18 protein-coding genes and 1 tRNA gene are annotated in these 20,798 nt (G+C 72.2%); 9 read left to right on the forward strand and 10 right to left on the reverse strand.

Features of this window, described 5'->3' with window-relative positions:
* Window positions 1–131: 131 nt before the first annotated feature.
* Window positions 132–869, reverse strand: a complete 738-nt coding sequence (locus tag ACFWP2_RS38255) for a DUF5324 family protein (RefSeq protein WP_380460503.1) — start codon at window positions 867–869, stop codon at window positions 132–134.
* A 283-nt stretch (window positions 870–1,152) separates the two neighbouring features.
* Between ACFWP2_RS38255 and ACFWP2_RS38260 the strand changes: the two genes are divergently transcribed.
* Window positions 1,153–2,046 carry a rhomboid family intramembrane serine protease gene (locus ACFWP2_RS38260; protein ID WP_380460505.1) on the forward strand — a complete coding sequence of 298 codons (894 nt, stop codon included), beginning with the start codon at window positions 1,153–1,155 and terminating at the stop codon, window positions 2,044–2,046.
* A 335-nt stretch (window positions 2,047–2,381) separates the two neighbouring features.
* Here the strand turns inward: ACFWP2_RS38260 and crgA are convergent, their stop codons facing one another.
* On the reverse strand, window positions 2,382–2,630 hold the full coding sequence (crgA, locus tag ACFWP2_RS38265; protein WP_270145659.1) for a cell division protein CrgA: 249 nt from the start codon (window positions 2,628–2,630) through the stop codon (window positions 2,382–2,384).
* Between the two features lie 172 nt (window positions 2,631–2,802).
* Here crgA and ACFWP2_RS38270 point away from each other — a divergent pair, with 172 nt between their 5' ends.
* The 5 genes from ACFWP2_RS38270 (at window position 2,803) to ACFWP2_RS38290 (ending at window position 6,514) form a co-directional block, all read left to right on the forward strand.
* Window positions 2,803–3,567 carry a DUF881 domain-containing protein gene (locus ACFWP2_RS38270; protein ID WP_380460508.1) on the forward strand — a complete coding sequence of 255 codons (765 nt, stop codon included), beginning with the start codon at window positions 2,803–2,805 and terminating at the stop codon, window positions 3,565–3,567.
* 69 nt (window positions 3,568–3,636) lie between these two features.
* Window positions 3,637–3,816: a hypothetical protein gene (locus tag ACFWP2_RS38275; protein WP_380460510.1), complete on the forward strand. Its 180-nt coding sequence runs from the start codon at window positions 3,637–3,639 to the stop codon at window positions 3,814–3,816.
* A gap of 55 nt (window positions 3,817–3,871) precedes the next feature.
* A complete protein-coding gene (locus ACFWP2_RS38280; RefSeq protein ID WP_380460512.1) occupies window positions 3,872–4,534 on the forward strand; it encodes an aminodeoxychorismate/anthranilate synthase component II in 663 nt (220 codons plus the stop codon).
* 5 nt (window positions 4,535–4,539) lie between these two features.
* Window positions 4,540–5,625: a class E sortase gene (locus tag ACFWP2_RS38285; RefSeq protein WP_380460514.1), complete on the forward strand. Its 1,086-nt coding sequence runs from the start codon at window positions 4,540–4,542 to the stop codon at window positions 5,623–5,625.
* A 37-nt stretch (window positions 5,626–5,662) separates the two neighbouring features.
* Entirely contained in the window at window positions 5,663–6,514 is an 852-nt protein-coding gene (locus tag ACFWP2_RS38290) for a class E sortase (protein ID WP_380460516.1), read from the forward strand.
* 179 nt (window positions 6,515–6,693) lie between these two features.
* Here the strand turns inward: ACFWP2_RS38290 and pknB are convergent, their stop codons facing one another.
* From pknB to ACFWP2_RS38320, 6 genes are all read right to left on the reverse strand, one after another.
* Window positions 6,694–8,814 carry a Stk1 family PASTA domain-containing Ser/Thr kinase gene (gene pknB, locus ACFWP2_RS38295; RefSeq protein ID WP_380460518.1) on the reverse strand — a complete coding sequence of 707 codons (2,121 nt, stop codon included), beginning with the start codon at window positions 8,812–8,814 and terminating at the stop codon, window positions 6,694–6,696.
* A 260-nt stretch (window positions 8,815–9,074) separates the two neighbouring features.
* On the reverse strand, window positions 9,075–10,532 hold the full coding sequence (locus ACFWP2_RS38300; protein ID WP_380460520.1) for a peptidoglycan D,D-transpeptidase FtsI family protein: 1,458 nt from the start codon (window positions 10,530–10,532) through the stop codon (window positions 9,075–9,077).
* Window positions 10,529–11,905: an FtsW/RodA/SpoVE family cell cycle protein gene (locus ACFWP2_RS38305; RefSeq protein ID WP_380460542.1), complete on the reverse strand. Its 1,377-nt coding sequence runs from the start codon at window positions 11,903–11,905 to the stop codon at window positions 10,529–10,531. The genes ACFWP2_RS38300 and ACFWP2_RS38305 overlap by 4 nt, the downstream gene beginning before the upstream one ends.
* Before the next feature lie 157 nt (window positions 11,906–12,062).
* Complete coding sequence (locus ACFWP2_RS38310) at window positions 12,063–13,670, reverse strand: PP2C family protein-serine/threonine phosphatase (protein ID WP_380460522.1); 1,608 nt, start codon at window positions 13,668–13,670, stop codon at window positions 12,063–12,065.
* Between the two features lie 53 nt (window positions 13,671–13,723).
* On the reverse strand, window positions 13,724–14,278 hold the full coding sequence (locus ACFWP2_RS38315; protein ID WP_360352567.1) for an FHA domain-containing protein: 555 nt from the start codon (window positions 14,276–14,278) through the stop codon (window positions 13,724–13,726).
* A gap of 46 nt (window positions 14,279–14,324) precedes the next feature.
* Window positions 14,325–15,191 carry an FhaA domain-containing protein gene (locus ACFWP2_RS38320; RefSeq protein ID WP_380460525.1) on the reverse strand — a complete coding sequence of 289 codons (867 nt, stop codon included), beginning with the start codon at window positions 15,189–15,191 and terminating at the stop codon, window positions 14,325–14,327.
* Window positions 15,192–15,613: 422 nt separating this feature from the next.
* Between ACFWP2_RS38320 and ACFWP2_RS38325 the strand changes: the two genes are divergently transcribed.
* Window positions 15,614–15,697 (forward strand) — tRNA-Leu (locus ACFWP2_RS38325).
* Window positions 15,698–15,798: 101 nt separating this feature from the next.
* Here the strand turns inward: ACFWP2_RS38325 and ACFWP2_RS38330 are convergent.
* Both ACFWP2_RS38330 and ACFWP2_RS38335 read right to left on the reverse strand, forming a co-directional pair.
* Window positions 15,799–16,944, reverse strand: coding sequence for a sensor histidine kinase (locus tag ACFWP2_RS38330; RefSeq protein ID WP_380460527.1), 1,146 nt, complete (start codon window positions 16,942–16,944; stop codon window positions 15,799–15,801).
* Complete coding sequence (locus tag ACFWP2_RS38335; RefSeq protein WP_380460544.1) at window positions 16,941–17,594, reverse strand: response regulator; 654 nt, start codon at window positions 17,592–17,594, stop codon at window positions 16,941–16,943. The genes ACFWP2_RS38330 and ACFWP2_RS38335 overlap by 4 nt, the downstream gene beginning before the upstream one ends.
* 335 nt (window positions 17,595–17,929) lie before the next feature.
* Here ACFWP2_RS38335 and ACFWP2_RS38340 point away from each other — a divergent pair, with 335 nt between their 5' ends.
* Window positions 17,930–19,759 carry a phosphatidylglycerol lysyltransferase domain-containing protein gene (locus ACFWP2_RS38340; RefSeq protein WP_380460529.1) on the forward strand — a complete coding sequence of 610 codons (1,830 nt, stop codon included), beginning with the start codon at window positions 17,930–17,932 and terminating at the stop codon, window positions 19,757–19,759.
* 255 nt (window positions 19,760–20,014) lie between these two features.
* The gene (locus tag ACFWP2_RS38345; protein WP_360352562.1) at window positions 20,015–20,728 is read left to right on the forward strand and encodes a hypothetical protein; all 714 of its coding nucleotides are present in this window, start codon (window positions 20,015–20,017) and stop codon (window positions 20,726–20,728) included.
* Window positions 20,729–20,798 lie beyond the last annotated feature (70 nt).

The following is a 20,798-nucleotide window of genomic DNA, read 5'->3' on the forward strand; positions in this document are numbered from 1 at the left end:
TGTTTTCCTCTTGGCCTCTTTCATTTTTTATTCCCTCCTCATTTGGGGGCTGTTCCGTTTCTCCCCCCCCCCCCCTCCGGGGGCGCCGCCCCGATCGGCTTTTCCGGGCTTTCCCGGGCTTTTCCGCGCGGTCAGTGCGGCTCGGGGCCGTCCTCGGTGGCGGGGCCGTCGTTCTCCGTGACCGGGGCGCCGTCCGCGGACTCGGCGGTGGCCTCCGGGCCGGAGCCGTTCACCGGGGCGGACGCGGCGTGCGCGCCGGCCGGCCGGGGCTCCTGTGGGGCCGGCGGTTCGACCAGCCACTCCGGGTTGCTGTGCCGGCGCCACCACTGCCAGGCCACGATGCCGCCGCCGATCGCCAGCAGGCCGGCCACGGTCAGGCCGGTGGCCACGCGGTTGCAGTCCTTCTTCCTGGCGTTCCGGGCGGCCAGCTCGCTGATCTCGGCCGAACTGACGTTGCCCTGGAGGGCGGTCAGCGCGGCGGCACCCCGGGTCTGGGCCTCGTGGGCGACCGGGCCCACGGTGGCGCGGGCCTCCTCGACCGCGTGGGCGACCCTGGGGGCCACCGTGGCGCGGGCCTGGTCGGCGGCCCGGGCGGCGGACAGGCGGGCCGCCAGAGCGGCCTCCTGGGCCCGGTGGAGGGCCTTCAGGACGTTCTGCTGGGCCTCCGGCGGCAGGCTGGCGAAGGCGTGGCCGAACTGCGGGGCGACATGTTTGTCGTACTGGATGCGGAGGTTGTGGGCGGCCAGCGCGGCCTTCGGGCCGAAGGCGTCCAAGGCGGGGCCGAGGCGCTGCTTGGCGCCGTCCGCGAACTGTGCGGCGGTGTCCCGGGTCCTGGTGGCCGTCTCTCGGGCCGAATCCGAAAAGCTCACGAGTCTCTCCTCCTGGGTGGCGTCCTATATGCACATATCCACCTGAATGCTGATCATGCATCCTGATTTGTCCGAAGGCAGGTCGGAGTGGGCCGTTCGCGGGTTCGCGGGTCCCGGCGGGGTGGCGCGAGGGTGTCGGCGGGGCGGGAGGGCACGGCGGGGGCGGGTGCTGTCCGGCGCGCCGTGCGGCGGGTGGGATGTTGCGGGGGAGCCGGTCCGGGGGCGGGGGTGCGGCAGTAGGCTGGCGGTTTCGGAGGTCGTGTACGGGAAGGGGACACCGCTGATGCTCCCGGACGAGCCGCGGCCGTCGGCCGGTCGGTCCCCGGAGGCCGGCCCGCCCGGCTGCTACCGGCACCCGCAGACCCCCACCGGGGTCTCCTGCACCCGCTGCGAGCGGCCGATCTGCCCGCAGTGCATGGTGGCCGCCTCGGTGGGCTTCCAGTGCCCGGAGTGCGTCGGCGCGGGCCACGCCGGGTCGCGGCAGGCGACCACCCGGTTCGGCGGGGCCTTGGCGGCCGACGGCGGGCTGGTCACCCGGGTGCTGATCGGCCTCAACGTCGTGGTCTGGGTGCTGGCGGCCTACGTGCTCACGCCCCGGCTGGGCCAGACCTGGTCGCTGTTCAGCGCCGGGCGGGACATCCTCGGCGGCCCGGCGGGCATCGCCGACGGCCCGGACCAGTGGTACCGGCTGCTGACCGCCACCTTCCTGCACCTGGAGTGGTGGCACGTCGGGATGAACATGCTGGTGCTGTTCTGGCTCGGCCCGCCGCTGGAGGAGGCGCTCGGCCGGCTGCGCTTCCTGGCCCTGTACCTGGTCTCGGGCCTGGGCGGCAGCACCTTCGCCTTCCTGGTGGCCGGCGACCTGATGAACTCGGTGGGTGCCTCCGGGGCGGTCTTCGGGCTGATCGGCGCCACGATCGTGCTGCAACTGCGGAACCGGGGCCCGCTCGGCCCGGCGATGGCGTTCCTGGTCTTCAACCTGATCGTCACGTTCTCCCGCCCGGGCATCGACTGGCGGGCGCACGTGGGCGGCCTGCTGCTGGGCTCCCTGGCGGCGGCCGGCCTGATGTACGCCCCGCGCGAGCGCCGCGGCCCGGTCCAGGCGCTGGCGCTGGCGGGTGCGGTGGCGGTCGAGGCGGGGATGCTGCTGACCGGGATGGCGCTCTACGGGGCCTGACCGTTCGCGCGTTTGTCCACAGCGGGTGCGGGGTTGTGCACAGGCTGTGCGGCCGTCCGGTTGTGGACTGCTGTTCTACGCGTGTCCCGCTGTGCGGTTCTCTCGTTCCCGAGGAGTTGTGCACAGCTGTGGACGGCCCGTCGCGGGAAAGTTATCCACAGGCTGGGGAGACTTTTCCCCAGTGTGGATAACCATGTGGATAAGCACGACAGTCCGATGGGGGGACAAACGGCCGGTTTCCCGCCCGGTTCCGGGCACGCCTGACCGCCGTCCCGGGACGAGCGATCCGGAACGGCGGGAAACGGCTCGGTCAGAGCCTCAGGACGGGCGGGCCGTCACTTCCACTGGGTGGAGACGCCGAACCCCGCGGCGATGAAGCCGAAGCCGACCAGGATGTTCCAGTTCCGCCAGCTCTCGACCGGGTAGCTGCCGCTGGTCACGTAGTAGGTGACGATCCACACCAGGCCGATCAGGAACAGTGCCAGCATCAGCGGTGCGACCCAACCGCGGCCCGAACTGATCTTCACCGCGGCCGTCGTCGGCGGGGTGTAGTCGGACTTCTTGCGGAGTCGAGACTTCGGCACGAGGAGCTCTCCTGTCGATGCGCTGTGAGACCGCGCGGGGTGCAGCGGGTGGAATCGAATCGGCCGCCGTCGCCGTGGAGGACGTCCTGGGGACCGCTCCGCCACGTGCCACCGGCGTCCGTTAGCGTAGTGGCTCGGCGGGTCTTGAGGAGATAAGGGTACGGTGACTAATTTGTCGATTCCCCCCGAGCCGGCCCCTACCCGCCGCTCCGGCACCCGAATTGTCGGACGTGCCCTGACCTGCGCCGTCTTCGCGCTCGCCGGTCTGCTCTTCTACATCAGCGCGCAGACCGCCCGCGGCACCGACCTGCGGACCGACAACTCGCTGCTCAGCCTCGGCGACGTGATCCGCCAGCGCAGCGCGCAGAACCAGCAGGCGCAGTCCCAGCTCGCCGACCTCCAGACCCGCGCCCAGCAGCTCACCGAGCAGCAGGGACACGACCCCGCCGACCTCGCGCGGCTGGACGGCCTGCGCTCGGGCGCCGCGCTGGAGCCGCTCCAGGGCGGCGGCCTGACCGTCACCCTCAACGACGCCCCGCCGAACGCCACCGCGCGCATCCCGGGGGTGGCCGAGCCCGGCGTCAACGACCTGGTCATCCACCAGCAGGACATCCAGGCCGTGGTCAACGCGCTGTGGCGGGGCGGCGCCGAGGGCGTGCAGGTGATGGACCAGCGCCTGATCTCCACCAGCGCCGTCCGCTGCGTCGGCAACACCCTGCTGCTGCAGGGCCGGGTCTACTCCCCGCCGTACGTCGTCAAGGCGGTCGGCCGGACCGACGCCCTGCGCTCGGCCGTCGACGCGGACCCGACGATCCGCAAGTACCTCCAGTACGTCCAGGCCTACGGGCTGGGCTGGAAGGTCCAGGAGAGCGGCGAGCTGAACCTGCCCGGCTACTCCGGCACCACCGAGCTGCGGTCGGCGGGCGGGCAGCAGTAGCGGACCGGCCCCGCGGCCGTGCACGGCGGGTCTACTCTTTAACCCAGTCCGCTACGTCGAGGGAGCACCATGTACGGCTGGATCTGGCGTCACCTCCCGGGGAACACCCTGGTCCGGGCCGTCGTCTCGCTGCTCCTCGTCGTGGGGATCGTCTACCTCCTCTTCACCTACGTCTTCCCGTGGGCGGAACCGCTGCTCCCCTTCGGCGACGTCACAGTGGACGGCGGCGACGGCGCCGCGACCGGCTGAGCCGGCGGGCCCGGCCCTCCCCTCCCGCACCGCACCCCACGGAGACCACGCGCGCATGACGACCCGGACGACCCCGCCCCGCATCCTGGTGGTGGACAACTACGACAGCTTCGTCTTCAACCTGGTCCAGTACCTGTACCAGCTCGGCGCCACCTGCGAGGTGGTGCGCAACGACGAGGTGACCGTCGAGCACGCCGTCCGCCGCTCCGGCGAGGAGGGCTTCGACGGGGTGCTGCTCTCCCCCGGGCCCGGTGCCCCCGAGGAGGCCGGGGTCTGCATCGAGATGGTGCACCACTGCGCGCGGATCGGGCTGCCGGTGTTCGGCGTCTGCCTGGGCCTGCAGTCGATCGCGGCCGCGTACGGCGCGGTGGTCGGCCGGGCGCCCGAGCTGCTGCACGGCAAGACCTCGCCGGTCGAGCACGAGGACGGCGGCGTCTTCGAGGGCCTGCCCTCGCCGCTGACCGCGACCCGCTACCACTCGCTCGCGGTCGAGCCGGCCACCGTGCCGGCCGAGCTGGTGGTCACCGCGCGCACCGAGAGCGGCGTGATCATGGGCCTGAGGCACCGTGAACTGCCGGTCGAGGGCGTGCAGTTCCACCCCGAGTCGGTGCTCACCGAGGGCGGCCACCGGATGCTCGCCAACTGGCTCGCGGAGTGCGGCTTCCCGCAGGCGGTCGACCGGTCGGCCGGGCTCGCCCCGGTGATCGGCCGAGGCTGACCGGCGTGACCGCGCTGCGTCCGGAGGGGCGCTTCCAGCCGGAGGCGGACCCGTACGGCACCGTGCAGCAGTACGGCGGGCCCCGGTACCCGGGCCAGGACGACGGCACCGGCGGTGCGCCCCACCCGCAGCACCCGGTGCAGACCGCTCCCGAGGACGCCTGGGGCGTGTACGAGCAGGCCCAGGAACCCATCGTGGACGGGCCCGAGTACCCCTGGCTGCCCGACCAGACCCTCCAGCTGCGGCTGCCCCCGGACCTCGGCGCGCCGGCCGAACCGGCCCCGACCGGCGGCCGGGCCGAGCGCCGCCGGGCCGCCCAGGGCCGCACCTCGCTGCGCTCCGGCAACGGCCGGCGCCGGGCGGGCGGCCGCGCCGCCGGGCGGGTGCGCCCCAAGGAGTCCCTGCTGGTGGTGGCCGCCCGGGGCGTCGGCGAGCTGTGCATAACGCTCGGCGTGGTGATGCTGCTCTTCGTGGCGTACCAGCTCTGGTGGACCAACGTGCAGGCCGACCAGGCCGCCGACGGGGCCCGCAACGAGCTGGAGCAGCAGTTCAACGCGGCCGCGCCCGCCAAGCCGGGCCAGCCGGCGCCGGACCCGAACAAGCCCGAGGTGTTCGAGCCCGGCAAGGGCTTCGCCATCATCCACCTGCCCAAGCTGGGGCTGAAGTTCCCGATCGCCGAGGGCACCTCCAAGTCGGCGGTGCTCGACAACGGCCTGGTCGGCCACTACTCCGGCACCGGGATGCCGGGCGACAAGGCGGGCAACTTCGCGCTGGCCGCCCACCGCAACACCCACGGCGAGCCGTTCCGGTACATCAACCAGCTCGGCAAGGGCGACAAGATCGTGGTGGAGACCGCCGCCGGCTACTACACCTACGAGGTCACCGGGGGCATCCCGGAGACCTCCCCGAACAACGTGAGCGTGATCAAGCCGGTGCCGAACGGCGCCGGGTACCCGGGGCCCGGCCGCTACATCACGCTGACCACGTGCACCCCGGAGTTCACCTCCAAGTTCCGTCTCATCGTCTTTGGCAAGATGATCGAGGAACGGCCGCGTGCCCAGGGCAAGCCGGCCGCGATCACGGGCGGGTAGCCGCCCGGCCGTCCGGCCCGGAGGGGGAGCACCGCAGATGCAGGACGAGACCGCGCAGTCGGCCGAACCGGCGCAGGAGGCCTTCTCCCCGCCCGATCCGCGCGATCCGCGCGCCGGGCGGGGACGGAGCCGGGCGCTGGCCGCGCTGGGGGTCTTCGGCGAGCTGCTGATCACCCTGGGCCTGGTGCTCGGCCTGTTCGTGGCCTACTCGCTGTGGTGGACCAACGTGCAGGCGGACCGCTCGGCCTCGGAGGCCGCCGACCGGCTGCGCAGCAGCTGGGCCGCCGGCCCGGACCCGGGTCCCTCGGCCGCGCCCGGTGCCGCCCCGGCCCCCGGAGCCTCCGGTGCGCCCGGCGGCCCCGGAGCCCCGCCCGCGTCCGCGTCGAGGCAGTTCGCGGTCGGGGCCGACGTCGGCTTCCTGCACGTCCCGGCGATGGGCCGGGACTTCCAGGTGCTGATCCGGATGGGCACCTCCACCGAGGTCCTGGACGACGGCGTGGCCGGCGTGTACGAGCAGCCGTACCGGGCCGCGATGCCCTGGGACCAGGAGGGCAACTTCGCGCTGGCCGCCCACCGGGACGGCCACGGTGCCAAGTTCCACGCCCTGGACGCCGTCCGCCAGGGCGACGCGGTCGTGGTCGAGACCCAGGACAAGTGGTACGTCTACAAGGTCGACAGCACCCTGGCGGAGACGTCCAAGTACGACACCGGCATCGTGGCGCCCGTGCCGGCCCGCTCCGGCTACGCCGGGCCCGGCCGCTACATCACCCTGACCACCTGCACGCCGGTGTACACCTCGCGCTACCGGATGGCCGTCTGGGGCAGCCTGGTGCGGGTGGACGACATGGACGCCAAGCGCACCCCGCCGCCGGAGCTGCGGCACTCCTGAGGCCCCTCACGGGCCTCCTGGGGCCGGTGCGGAACGCCCGGGGAGACCCGCCCGGGGCGGCACCGGAGCAGAACGCCCGAGGGCCCGCCGCAAGCGTTGCGGCGGGCCCTCGGGCGGTTCCGCGGGAGTCACCCGGGCTTCCGCCCCCGGCTCAGTCGAACCAGGGGAATATCGGAGGCCTAGTGGTCCCCTTTGGCGGGTGGGGTGGTGGGGTCGCCCCCTTTGGGCGGCTCGGCCGCCTTGGTGTACAGCTGGATCTGGGTGTTCGGGTCGACCTGGGTGCCGGCCGGCGGGTTGCTCTGCTGCACCGTCGCGTTCGGGTCCGCGGGGCCGCTGACCACCATGTACGTCAGGCCGAGTGCCTTCAGCTGGTTGGCGGCGTCCGACAGCTTGACGTTCGCCAGCGGCGGGACCTGGGGCTTGTCCTGCGCCTTGAAGATGGTCAGCGCGATCTTGGTGTTGGCCGGGGCCTTGGTGTTGGCCGGGACCGACTGGAAGGCGACGGTGTTGACCTTGCTCGGGTCGGGGGCCGGCGTGGTCTTCGAGGCGTCCACCTGGAAGCCGAGGCCCTGGAGGGTCGCCTGCGCGTCCTCCTTCTGGGAGCCGACCACGTTCGGGACGTTCACCTTGGCCTTGCCCTGCGACACGGTCAGCTTGATCGCGGCGCTCGGGTCGACGGCCGCGTTGGCCGCCGGGTCCTGGGCGGTGACGGTGTCCTGCGCGGCGTTGTCGTCGTCCTTGTACTCGGTGGTCACGTTGGTGAAGCCGAGGTCGGCGAGCGCCTTGGTGGCCTGGTCCTTGGGCTTGCCGACCACGCTGGGGAGCTGCGCCTTGGCCGGGCCCGAGGAGATCTGCACCGTGATGGTGCCGGTCTCGACGACCTGGGTGCCCGAGACCGGGTTCTGGGTGCAGACCTGGTCCTTCTTGATGGCGGTGTCCGGGCAGGCGACCTTCTCGCCCTCGGCCACCACCAGCTTGGGACCGGCCGCGGCGGCGGCCGTCTTGGCCTCGGCCAGGGTCTTGCCGACCAGGTTCGGGACGGTGACCTTGGCGGCGTCCTTGCCGCCCTTGTCGCCGAACACCGCCTGGGCGACGAAGAAGGTGCCGACCAGGACCAGCACGGCGGCCACCGCCAGCACGATCCAGGAGGTGTTGCTCTTCTTCGGCTGGTCCTCGCCGCGCCGGCCGCCGCGCCCGTAGCCGTCGTCGTAGCCGTCGTTGCCGCCGCCCGCGGCGCCGGCGTAGGTCTGGCCGTAGCCGTCGTCCTGGTAGCCGCCCTGCTGCCCGTAGCCGGGCTGCCCGGAGGCCTGCGGCAGGACGGTGGTCGGACCGCCGCCGGGCTGCTGCGGCAGCACGTTGGTCTGGCCGTACGGGTCGTGCTGCTGCGGGTAGCCGTTCTGGTCGTAGCCGTACCCGGCGGCGCCCATGCCGTAGGCGGCCTGCTGGGCGGCGGCCACCGGCAGGCCGTCGAGGAAGCGCTCGATGTCGTCGCGCATCTCGTCGGCGCTCTGGTAGCGGTAGTCGCGGTCCTTGGCGAGCGCCTTCAGGACGATCGCGTCGATCTCGGGGCGCACCTCGGGGTCGAAGACCGACGGCGGCTGCGGCTCCTCCCGGACGTGCTGGTAGGCCACCGCGACCGGCGAGTCGCCGACGAACGGCGGGCGGACGGTCAGCAGCTCGTAGAGCAGGCAGCCGGTGGAGTAGAGGTCGGAGCGGGCGTCGACCTGCTCGCCCTTGGCCTGCTCGGGGGAGAGGTACTGGGCGGTGCCGATGACGGCCGAGGTCTGCGTCATGGTCATACCGGCGTCACCCATCGCACGGGCGATGCCGAAGTCCATGACCTTGACGTTGCCCTGCCGGGTCAGCATCACGTTGGCCGGCTTGATGTCGCGGTGCACGATGCCGGCCCGGTGCGAGTACTCCAGGGCCTGGAGGATGCCGATGGTCATCTCCAGGGCGCGCTCGGGCAGCAGCCGGCGGCCGGAGTGCAGCAGCTCGCGCAGCGTGGACCCCTCGACGTACTCCATCACGATGTACGGGATGGAGATGCCGTCGATGTAGTCCTCGCCGGTGTCGTACACGGCGACGATCGCGGGGTGGTTCAGGGACGCCGCCGACTGCGCCTCGCGGCGGAAGCGGGCCTGGAACGACGGATCCCGGGCCATGTCGGCCCGGAGCGTCTTCACTGCGACGGAGCGGCCGAGTCGGGTGTCATGGGCGAGGTACACCTCGGCCATGCCGCCGCGTCCGAGGACGCCGCCGAGCTCGTACCTGCCGCCGAGGCGACGAGGCTCTTCCATAGTTCCGACCCTCTCCCTCACCCGCCGGTGAGGTTGTGACGTAGGTGTCCCCGCACGCTCTGGGTGACGCCGCGCGGTCCGCGACCGGTTCTCCGGCCGGGCCGTGCGGTGCCTCGCGGGCGGCAACGGGCACACCCGCTGCTGGCGGATACGCTACCGGTCGCACCGCACTGGACCGGAGTCAGCCGTCGGCCGATATCAGACCGGTATCCGGACGGGAGCGCCGATCGTGACGTTCCCCTCACCCCGGATCCCCGCTCCTACTTGCCGAGTGCGGCCTGCATCACCGCCTTGGCGATCGGGGCCGCGAGCCGGCCGCCGCTGATGCCGTCGCGGTTCTGGGAACCGTCCTCGACCACCACCGCGACCGCGACCGACTGGCCGTCCGGGGCCTTGGCCCAGGAGGTGAACCAGGCGAAGGGCAGTCCGGCGTTGTCCTCGCCGTGCTGCGCGGTGCCGGTCTTGCCGCCGACCTGGAGGCCGGGGATCTGGGCGTTCCTGCCGGTGCCGTTCTCGACCACCGAGACCATCAGGTCCTGCATCTTCTGCGCGGTGGCCGGGCTCATCGGCTGCGAGAACTGCTTCTCGGTGTGCTTGGAGACGGTGGTCAGCGTGGCCGAGCGCTCCTGGTCGACCAGGTACGGCTGCATCAGGCTGCCGTTGTTGGCGATCGCGGCGGAGACCATGGCCATCTGGAGCGGGGTGGCGCGGGTGTCGTGCTGGCCGATCGAGTCCTGGGCGGTGCCGTCCAGGCTCGGGCTGTCCGGGAAGACGCTCTTCTCGGACCGGACCGGGGTGTCGATCGTGCTGTTGAAGCCGAACTTCTCTGCCTGCGCCCGCATCCGCTCCTTGCCCAGGTCAGCGCCCATCTTGGCGAAGACCGTGTTGCAGGACTGGTCCATCCCGGACTTGATGGTGGCGTTCTCGCAGCGCTCGTTCGGGCTCTCGTTCTTCAGCTGGGTGTTCGTGTTCGGGAGGATGTACGGCTCGGGCGTGTCCGTGGCGTCGTCGATGCTCTGGTAGCGGCCGTTCTCGAACGCGGCGGTCGCGGTGACCAGCTTGAAGGTCGAGCCGGGCGGATAGGTCTCCTTCAGCGCCCGGTTGAGCATCGGCTTGTTCGGGTCCGCGTTGAGGTCCGTCCAGGCCTTGGTGTCGGCCGCCTCGCCGCCGGCGAAGGTGCCGGGGTCGTAGGACGGGGTGGAGACCAGCGCCAGGATCGCGCCGGTCTTCGGGTCGACGGCGACCACCGCGCCCTTCTTGTTGCCCATGGCGTCGAAGGCGGCCTTCTGGACCTTGGCGTTGATCGTGGTGACGACGTCGCCGCCGCGCTTCTGCTCGCCGGTCAGCATGTCCAGGGTGTTGCGGAAGAACAGCCGGTCGTCGGTGCCGGAGAGGATGCCGTCCTCCAGGTTCTCCAGCTGGTTGGAGCCGTAGGCCTGGGAGGAGTAGCCGGTCACCGGGGCGTACATCGGGCCGTCGACCCAGGAGCGCTTGTACTTGTAGCGCAGGCCGTTGACGAAGTCGGACTTCGTGACCGGCTGGCCGCTGACGATGATGTTGCCGCGCGGGTGGGCGTAGCGGTCGTACAGCTGGCGCTTGTTGTTCTTGTCGGTCGCCCAGGACTCGGCCTGGACGGCCTGCACCCAGTTGGTGCGCACCATCAGGGCCAGGATCAGGACGAGGCAGAAGATCGAGACCCGGCGGATCGGCTTGTTCATCGGGCGGGTCCTCCCTGGCCCTCGGTGGCCGGGGCCGGTTCGGCCCCGGGGCGGCGGGCGCTGTCGCTGATCTTCAGCAGGATCGCGACCAGCGCCCAGTTGGCGACCACGGACGAACCGCCCTGGGCGAGGAACGGCATGGTCATACCGGTCAGCGGGATCAGCCCGGTGACACCGCCGGCCACGACGAAGACCTGCAGCGCCATCGCCGAGGACAGGCCCACGGCGAACAGCTTGCCGAACGGGTCGCGGGCGGCGAGCGCGGTGCGCAGGCCGCGCTGCACCAGCAGCGCGTACAGCAGGAAGATCGCCATCAGGCCGGTCAGCCCGAGCTCCTCGCCGAAGGAGCCCAGGATGAAGTCGCTCTTGGCCGCGAAACCGATCAGCCAGGAGCGGCCCTGGCCCAGGCCCGAGCCGGTGACCCCGCCGGAGCCGAGCGCCATCAGCGACTGGCCGATCTGCTCGGTGGCGCCCTTCGGCGGGTTCGGGCCGAAGACGGCCATCGGGTCGAGCCAGGCGTTGATGCGGATCTTCACGTGGTTGGCGGTCGAGGCGACCGCGACCGCGCCGCCGACCGACATCAGCAGGCCGAACAGGATCCAGCTGGTCCGCTCGGTGGCGACGTAGAGCATCACCACGAACAGGCCGAAGAACAGGAAGGACGTGCCCAGGTCGTTCTCGAAGATCAGGATCAGCAGGCTGAGCAGCCAGATCACGATGATCGGGCCGAGGTCGCGGCCGCGCGGCAGGTACAGGCCCATGAACCGGCGGCTGGCCAGCGCCAGGGCGTCCCGCTTGACCATCAGGTAGCCGGCGAAGAACACCGTCAGGACGATCTTGGCGAACTCGCCGGGCTGGATGGAGAAGCTGCCCAGCCGGATCCAGATCTTGGCGCCGAAGTCCTCGTCCCGGGACGGGAAGAAGGCCGGCGCGGCGAGCAGGACCAGGGCCACCACCATCGAGATGTAGGTGTAGCGCTGGAGCACCCGGTGGTCCTTCAGCAGCACCATCACCGCGATGAAGCCGGCGATCCCGAGGGCCGACCACATCAGCTGGTTCTCGGCCGCCGGGTAGTTGCCCCTGAGCAGCTTGCCCGCCTTGTCCAGCCGCCAGATCATCACCACCCCGAGCCCGTTCAGCAGGGTGGCGATCGGCAGCATCAGCGGGTCCGCGTACGGGGCGAAGCGGCGCACCAGCAGGTGCGCGACCATCGCCAGGGCGCCCATGCCGAACCCGTAGCCGAGCATGCCGGCGGGGAGCTTGCCGTCCATCGCGAGGCCGACGTTGGCGTACGCGAGGACCGGCAGCAGCACCGCGAAGGCCAGCATGGCCAGCTCGGTGTTGCGCCGGTTGGGCGCCTCCTGCGGGGAGATCGTGGTGTTGCCCCGGCGGCGGGGGACGGCGCGTTCGGCCGCCCGGCGCCGGCCGGACCGGGTGGTTTCTTCGCTCAGGTCGTAGCTGCTCACGTGGTGACCGCTCCCTGACGGCCGGCCAGCCCGCGCGGGGCGGACCTGTGTCGGATCACGGACGTCACGGCTTCGGGCAGGAGTTGGCCCGGCTGAGTTCCTCGTCGGTCAGCGGAGCCTGGTCGCCCTGCGCGCCGGCCACCGGAGGGGTGGTGTTCGGCGCCGGGGCGGGTGCCGCCGGAGCGGTCGGCGTGGCCGAAGGCGCGGTTGGTGTCGCCGCGGCCGGGCCGCGGTTCTTCTCGGTCGGGGTGGGCGTGGTGGCCAGGTACGCGGCCTGCACCGCCTGGGTGGCCGGCGGTGCGGCCGGGGCGGTCGCCTTCGCGGCCCGCTGGCAGAGCTGGACCCAGCCGTCGAGCTCGTTGACCGTCGACTGGGCGTCCTTCATGCTGCCGACCGAGATGGTCTTCCTCACGTGGACCTGCTGGTCCTCGGGCAGCCACTTCAGCTGGATCTTGCTGTACGAGGAGTGCACCGAGGACAGGCTCAGGCCGGCCAGGTTCTGGTTGATGCCCTGGTAGATCGCGACGTGGTCGTCCTGGGTGCCGACGTAGTACTGGTCCTGGGTCCACCGGTAGCCGAACCAGCCGGCGCCGCCGAGCAGGCCGAGCGTGACCAGGACGGCCACCGAGACGGTCAGGCCCTTGCGCTTGCGCTTGGCGGGCCGGTCCTCGTCGAAGTCCTCGGTGCCGTACACCGAGGGCTCGCCGGAGCCGTAGCCGCCCTCGTACCCCTCGGCGGGGCCGAAGCCGCCCTGCTCGGCGCCGTAGCCCTCCTGGTAGCCCTCGGCCGGGCCGAAGGCGCCCTGCGGGCCGCGGCCGAGGCCGGCGGCGCGGCCGGCCGGGGTGTCCGCGATCGAGCGGTCGGCGGCGGCCGAGGACGGCGGGGCGTCGGCGACCGCGCCGACGACCACCGGGACGTCGTTGAACTGGCCGCTCATGGTGTCCGTGGCGCCGACGTCGATGACGTCCGCCACGATGCAGGTGATGTTGTCCGGACCGCCGCCGCGCAGCGCGAGCTGGATCAGCTCCTGCACGGTCTGCTCGGGCGCGTAGTAGCTGCCGAGGGTGTCCTGGAGGGTCTGGTGGCTGACCGGGCCGGAGAGGCCGTCGGAGCAGATCATGTAGCGGTCGCCGGCCCGGACCTCGCGGATCGACAGGTCGGGCTCGACCTGGCCGCGGCCGTCCAGCGCCCGCATCAGCAGCGAGCGCTGCGGGTGGGTCTCGGCCTCCTCGGGCGTGATCCGGCCCTCGTCGACCAGGCGCTGCACCCAGGTGTGGTCCTGGGTGATCTGCACCAGGGAGCCGTCGCGCAGCAGGTAGGCGCGGGAGTCGCCGACGTGCACCAGGCCCATCCGCTGGCCCGTCCACAGCATGGCGGTCAGGGTGCAGCCCATGCCCTCCAGCTGCGGGTCCTCCTCGACCATCTGCCGGAGCCGGTCGTTGGCGCCCTGGACGGCGTCGCCCAGCAGGGTCAGCAGGTCGGCGCCCGGCACGTCCTCGTCCAGCCGGACGATCGAGCCGAGCACCTCGGAGGACGCGACCTCGCCGGCCGCGGCACCGCCCATGCCGTCGGCCACGGCCAGCAGCCGCGGCCCCGCGTAGCCGGAGTCCTCGTTCCCCTCCCGGATCAGTCCCTTGTGGGAGCCGGCGGCGAAGCGCAGCACCAGGGTCATGCGACCTGTGCCCCCCTCTGGGTCATGGACGGGATGCTGTCCCTCATGCGCTACTACTTCCGCAGTTCGATGACGGTCCTGCCGATACGGATCGGCATGCCCGGCTGGAGCGGGGTGGGCGCGGTCAGGCGCTGCCGGTCCAGATAGGTGCCGTTGGTGGAGCCTAGATCCTCGACCGTCCACTGCCCAGTCTGATCCGGATAGATCCTGGCATGCCGGGAGGACGCGTAGTCGTCGTCCAGCACGATGGTGGAGTCGTGCGCGCGGCCGAGCGTGATGGTCTGGCCCTGGAGCGCCACCGTGGTGCCGGCCAGCGAGCCCTGCACCACGACGAGCTGGGTCGGGCCGCCGCGACGGCGTCCCCCGCCGCCCTGGGTCTGGCCCGCCGCCGGGCCGGCCTGGGTCGGCGCCGCGGCACGCGCGGCGGGGGCGGCGGTCGCGGTGGCCGCGCCGCCGGCGGTCGCCGCGTTGGTGCCGCGACGGGAGGAGCGGGGGTTCACCTTGGTGCCGAACAGGTCGCTGCGGATCACCTGGATCGCGACGATGACGAACAGCCACAGCACGGCCAGGAAGCCCAGACGCATGACCGTGAGGGTCAGTTCTGACATGACCGTCCCGCCAGTCGGTGAGCGAGGCGCGCGAACAATTCGGACACTACCCTTCGACCTGCCGGTAGACGATGGTGGTGGAGCCCACGACGATTCGGGAGCCGTCGCGGAGCGTAGCGCGCTGGGTGTGCTGTCCGTCCACCACGATGCCGTTGGTGGACCCCAGGTCGAGCACCATCGAAGGGGTGCCGGGCCGGATCTCGGCGTGCTTGCGGGAGACCCCGGGGTCGTCGATCCGCACGTCCGCCTCGGTCGAGCGGCCGAGCACGCAGGCCGAGCCGGTGATCTGGTGCCGGGCGCCGTTCACCTCGATCCAGCGGCGCATCCCGGCGCCGCCGTGGCCCGCGCCGGGGAACGCCCGGACGTTGCCGCCCGCGGGCGCGGGCGGACCGGGGGGCATCGCGGGGGGCGCGGCCGGCGGCGGGGGCGCGTTGTACTGGCCGGCGCCGGGCTGCTGCCACGGGGCGCCGGGGGCCGGGGCGGCCGGCGGACGGTCGTAGCCGGGCTGCGGCGGCGCGTACTGCTGCTGCTGGGGCTCCTCGGCGGCGAGGGTGCGGCTGCGCACCCGGTACAGCCCGGTGTCCAGGTCGTCGGCCTTCTCCAGGTTCACCTGGAGCGGGCCCATGAAGGTGTACCGCTGGGCCTCCGCGTACTCGCGGACCATGCCGGCCAGCTCGGTGCCGAGCTGCCCGGAGTAGGGGCTGAGCCGCTCGTGGTCGTGCGGGCTCAGCTCGACGATGAAGTCGTTCGGCACGACGGTGCGGTCGCGGTTCCAGATGCTCGCGTTGTTGTCGCACTCGCGCTGCAGCGCCCCGGCGATCTCCACGGGCTGGACCTCGGACTTGAACACCTTGGCGAAGGTGCCGTTGACGAGACCCTCGAGCCGCTGCTCGAACTTCTTCAGCACTCCCATGGGGCACCCCCTTCCAGGGTTCGTTCGCCTGCCTGCCGGCCGGATCCCGCCCGGGACCCGGTCGCGCCTCCTACTTGCGGTACTTCCGTACTGATCGTATCCACGCCGGGCCCTTCCGTACGGTTCCCGGACCGTGTGGTGCCCGGGGGTGGGCTCGGACACACAGGGTGACGCATTTCGGGTACGGCACGCCAGGTGTGCCCGTCGGAGCATCCTTCCGGCAGTCGTACGGGTGTCCGTCGGGCATCGGTTCGGGTGCCGCCGGGGTCCCCGGGCAACGGATTCGGAGCAGCCCCCCAGGTCGTGCTAATGTTTTCCACGTCGGAAGGGCCGCCCGAAAGGGAGGCCGGTCCAAGGAAGTGCGAAGTACCGATGGTACCGAGCGCCCCGGAAGATCGGTCGGCAACGAGGACAACACCCATGCGCGGGTGGCGGAATAGGCAGACGCGCTGGATTCAGGTTCCAGTGCCCGAAAGGGCGTGGGGGTTCAACTCCCCCCTCGCGCACAGCGAAGCCCCGCAGATCTACGGATCTGCGGGGCTTTTTTGTCGTCCCGTCCGGACCCGACGGCCACCGGTACCGGGTTCCGGTTCCGGGGCGGGCCGGATCAGCCGCGGCTGGCCGGGAGTTCGGCCCGGACCTCGAAGCCGCCGTCCGCGGTCGGCCCGGCGGTGAGGGTGCCGCCCAGCAGCTGGGCGCGCTCGCGCAGGCCGACCAGGCCGTGGCCGCCGCCCGGCAGCGTCTCGGCCGGGTGCACCGGCGGGGCCTCGTTGCGGACCTCGACCCGCAGCCGGCGGCCCTTCGCCCGGACCCGCACGTGCACCGCCGCCTCCGGGGCGTACTTGGTGATGTTGGTGAGCGCCTCCTGGACGGTGCGGTAGGCGGCCCGCTCCACCGCCTCCGGCCACGGGCGGTCGCCGGGGAGCAGCTCGGAGTCGGCGGCCAGGCCGCTCTCCTCGATCAGCCGGGGCAGGTCGGCCAGCCGGGGCTGCGGGGCCAGCGGGGCGTCCGGCAGCCCGCCGGTGCCGCGCAGCACCCCGACCATCTGGCGCAGCTCGTCCAGGGTCCGCACGGACAGTTCGCGGATGGTGCGGGCGGCGGTCACCGCCGCCGGGTCGGCGCTGCTCACCTGGAGCGCTCCGGCCTGGATGCTGATCAGGCTGACCTGGTGCGAGACCACGTCGTGCATCTCCCGGGCCAGCCGGCCCCGCTCGCTGATCAGCACCCGCTCGGCCAGCAGCCGGCTCTCCCGCTCCTGGCCGCGGGTCAGCTCGTCCAGCCGGGCGGCCAGCTCCCGCCGGGTGCGGGCGAGCAGGCCGGTGGCGGCCGGCCCGGCCGCCAGCATCACGGCCTGGATGGCGTCCAGCGCGGTGGCCCGGCTGAGGTCGACGACGTCCTCGGGCAGCGGCCAGTGGAAGAACTCGACCAGGGCGAACAGGATGCCGCAGGGGATCACGACCCTGGGGCGGGGACGCTCGGCGGCCACCGAGTAGACGGCCGTGATCGGGGCCAGCCAGATCGCGTCCACGAAGCTGCCCGGCATGGTGAGCAGCAGGACGGTCACCGGGAAGCGCCGGCGCCAGAACAGGGCGACGGCGGCCAGCGTGGACAGCGCCACCTGCCACCAGGCGGCCTCCCGGGCCACCAGGGCGGCGTCCAGCAGGGAGTAGAGGACGGGCAGCAGCAGCATCAGCCAGGGCGCGGTGCACCAGGCCGGCAGCCGTCTGGACGGCAGCTGGTCGGCGGCCGTCATGCCCCGTCGCCGGGCTTGGGCCGGACCAGACCGGCCCGGTGGGCCAGGACGGCGGCCTGGACCCGGTTGGCGGCGCCGAGCTTGCCGAGGATCGCGCTGATGTGGTCCTTGACCGTGCCGGTGCCGAGGAAGAGCCGGTCGGCGATCTCGGCGTTGGACAGGCCCTCGCCGAGCAGCGCGAGCACGTCGAGCTCGCGGCCGGTGAGGGTGCGGGCGAGCGCGGTGGCCTCGGCGTCCGGGCCGCCGCCGTCCACGTAGCCGCCGATCACGGTGCGGGTGACGGTCGGGGAGAGGATGTTGCCGCCGGCCGCGAGCACCCGGACGGCGTGCACCAGCTGCTCGGGAGCGGTGTCCTTGAGCAGGAAGCCGGCCGCGCCGGCCCGCAGCGCGGTGCCGATGTAGTCGTCGGTGTCGAAGGTGGTGAGCATCGCCACGGCGGGCGGGTCGGGCAGGGCGCGCAGGCGGCGCAGCACCGAGATGCCGTCGAGGTCGGGCATCCGGATGTCGAGCAGCACCACGTGCGGGCGCAGCCGCCGGACGTGCTCCTCGGCCTGGCCGCCGGAGCAGTCGCCGACCACCTCCAGGTCGTCGGCGGAGCCGACGATCAGGCCCAGGCCGGAGCGGACCAGGATCTCGTCGTCGACGATCAGCACGCGGGTGGTGGTGATGGTGCCTCCTCGGTTCGGGCGGCCGGGTCGGGCGGTCCGCGTGGGTTGTTTTGAGGGTAGGGGTTGCGGCAGGGGGGTGCCGAACGCCCGGGGGTGTGCACCCCCGCCGTTCGGCGGGGGTGGGAATCCGCTACCCGGTTCACGCAATTCTCAGGTTCGGTGGGGAAACATGGAGTTGGCTGACCTTTTCCGGCCGCTTCTTCCATTCGTGCGGTCGGCCGGGTGAGGTCGCCGGTCAGTCCGTCGGGCCCGAGCGGGCGCCCGGCGTCGGGCCGTTTGCGGATGCGCCCCACCATCTGATCGTTTGGAATTGAGCTGTGTCGTCCACTGTGAAGTCGGAGCCGTCCGCCACGTCCCACGGGCCCCGGCCCGGCGGCGCGCTGGACCGCTGGCGCCCGAGGGCCGCCGCGGCCTCCGTCTGGTACCTGCGGCTGATCGCGCTGCTGAACGTGGCGACGGTGCTCCTGGTGCCCTTCCGTGACCAGGTCTACGAGCACAACGAGGGCGAATACTTCACCCCGTACCTGATGACCGCCGGCCTGGCCAGCGCGGTGCTGTCGGTGTTCCTCGCGATCGCGATGCGGCGGCGCAAGCGGGCCGCGTGGATCTTCAACACGGCGCTCGGCGGGGCGTTCGCGCTGCTGTACCTGGCGTTCATGCTGGTGCCGGACGGGCGCTTCCGCGCCCACCCGCTCAACTACTTCTCCACCGTCCTGACCTGCCTGTTCGTGCTGGCGCTGCTGATCGGGCGCAAGGAGTTCACGTCCAAGGGCGACAGCTCCAACCCGAAGACCGCGGCGGCCACCTTCGTCGGCGGGCTGGCGTTCGGCGGTGCGGTCGGCGCGCTGCTGGTCTGGCTGACCAACGAGCTGTCCGGCGCCGGCTTCTGGGACCTGTTCCGCTACTCGGTCGGCCGGATGATCACGATCACCCCGTCCGAGCACCTGCGCTCGGTGATCGCCGCGCCGACCTGGGTGAACGCCGCGATCAACGCGATGGGCGCGGTGCTCTTCCTGCTGGTGCTGTACGTGGCCTTCCGCAGCCCGCGCGGCAAGGAGCTGCTCACCGTCGAGGACGAGGCGAAGCTGCGCGGCCTGCTGGACAAGCAGGGCGATCGGGACTCGCTCGGCTACTTCGCGCTGCGCCGGGACAAGGCGGTGATCTTCTCCCCCAGCGGCAAGGCGGCCGTCACCTACCGGGTGATCGGCGGCGTCTCGCTCGCCTCGGGCGACCCGATCGGCGACCCGGAGGCCTGGCCGGGCGCGATCGACGCCTGGCTGTCCGAGGCCCGCGAGCACGCCTGGGCGCCGGCCGTGATGGGCGCCTCCGAGGAGGCCGGGGTGATCTACGCCCGGCACGGGCTGGACGCGCTGGAGCTGGGCGACGAGGCGATCGTCGAACTGGACGAGTTCTCGCTGGACGGCCGCGCGATGCGGGTGGTCCGGCAGGCCTACAACCGGGTCAAGCGGGCCGGGTACACGGTGCGGATCCGCCGCCACGAGGACATCTCGGAGACGGAGATGGCCGAGCTGGTGGCCAAGGCCGACGAGTGGCGCGACGGCGCGACCGAGCGCGGCTTCTCGATGGCCCTCGGCCGGCTCGGCGACCCGGGCGACGGCCGCTGCGTGATGCTGGAGTGCCACGACGGCGACGGCGAGCTCAAGGCGCTGCTCAGCTTCGTGCCGTGGGGCCCGGACGGGCTCTCGCTGGACCTGATGCGCCGGGCCCGGGACACCGAGAACGGCCTGATGGAGTTCATGGTCATCGAGCTGCTGCAGCGGGCCGAGGAGGTCGGGCTGAAGCGGGTGTCGCTGAACTTCGCGATGTTCCGCTCCGTCTTCGAGCGCGGTTCGCGCCTCGGCGCCGGTCCGGTGCTGCGGCTGTGGCGTTCGATCCTGGGTTTCTTCTCGCGCTGGTGGCAGATCGAGTCGCTGTACCGCGCGAATGCCAAGTACCGGCCGATCTGGGAACCGCGGTACCTGCTCTTCGAGAAGAGCAGCGAGATTCCGCGGATCGGCATCGCGAGCGCGCGCGCCGAGGGTTTCATCGTCGCGCCGAGCCTGCCCGCCCTGTTCCGCCGCCGGCACGCCCGGGCCGCCGTGGTGGCGCCCCGGGTCCCGGTGGCGGACCGGGACGGGCAGGGGTAGCCCTCCGTCGGGGGGCGGAGGGGGCCGGTCGGTCGAAATGGGGGGCCGATGGGGGGATCGCCTCCCCCCAGAGGATGACCTGGCTCCCCATCCGTGCCGATGTGGCTTTGTTGAGCGGCTTCTAATGTTGGAGTAGTCGAGAGTTCGGGGATTCGGAGAAAAGCTGTGATTTACAGGACCCACGCGGGGGGCGTGCGAAAGGGGCCGCTGGCAATCGCCGGAACGGCCGCTGTCGCCGAGTGGGGAACGCTGTTCGTGACGGTCCGGAACGCGGTGGTGCGAAAGAAGTTCGCCGCTGTTCCGCTGGCCACACTGGCGACGTTTCTGATCCTGCTGTTCAGCATCGTCCAGCACCTGCCGGGCGGCGAGCGTTTCGTCAACAACATCGGGGTGGTGCGGGCGGCGCTGCCGCTGGACGTCTCGCTCCTGCGGACCCCGCTCTCCCTGTACGTGCCGGCGCTGGACCTTCCGGTCTGGGGGGCGCTGGCCCAGGTGTTCGTGGTCTTCGCGATCGCCGAGATCGTGCTCGGCCGGCGGATGACCCTGGTGGTCGCCTACACCTGCACCCTGGCGGGCACGCTGTTCGCCCGGGTCGGCGTGGCGATCGGGCCGCACCACCTGTTCGGCTTCCCGAAGTGGGTCGCCTACGTGCGGGACACCGGGCCCTCGGCCGCGGTGGTGGCGCTGGCGATCTGCATCGCGTTCCGCTGCCGGGCCTGGTTCACCGGCGGCCTGGTGGTGGCGGTGATGATCGGCGAGGCGGTCGTGCTGCCGAACCTGGCCGGCCTGGAGCACGTGGTCGCGGTGATCACCGCGCTGCTGATCGCCGTCTCGGTCGAGGTCTTCGGGGACTTCTGGCCGAGGGTGCTGGCCGGGGTCGGCGCCGCCGCCTCGGTGGCCGCGGCCGCCTCGCGGGAGGTCGCGGTGGAGGCCCGGCGGCGCCGCTCGGCGGGGGCCGTCATCCCCTGACGGGACGGGCGTTGACGACGTTCCACCGGCCGCGTACGGGTGCCCGTACGCGGCCGTTCGGCGTCCCGTG

This window comes from Kitasatospora sp. NPDC058444, assembly GCF_042721415.1.
In the GTDB taxonomy this organism is placed as follows: Bacteria; Actinomycetota; Actinomycetes; order Streptomycetales; family Streptomycetaceae; genus Kitasatospora.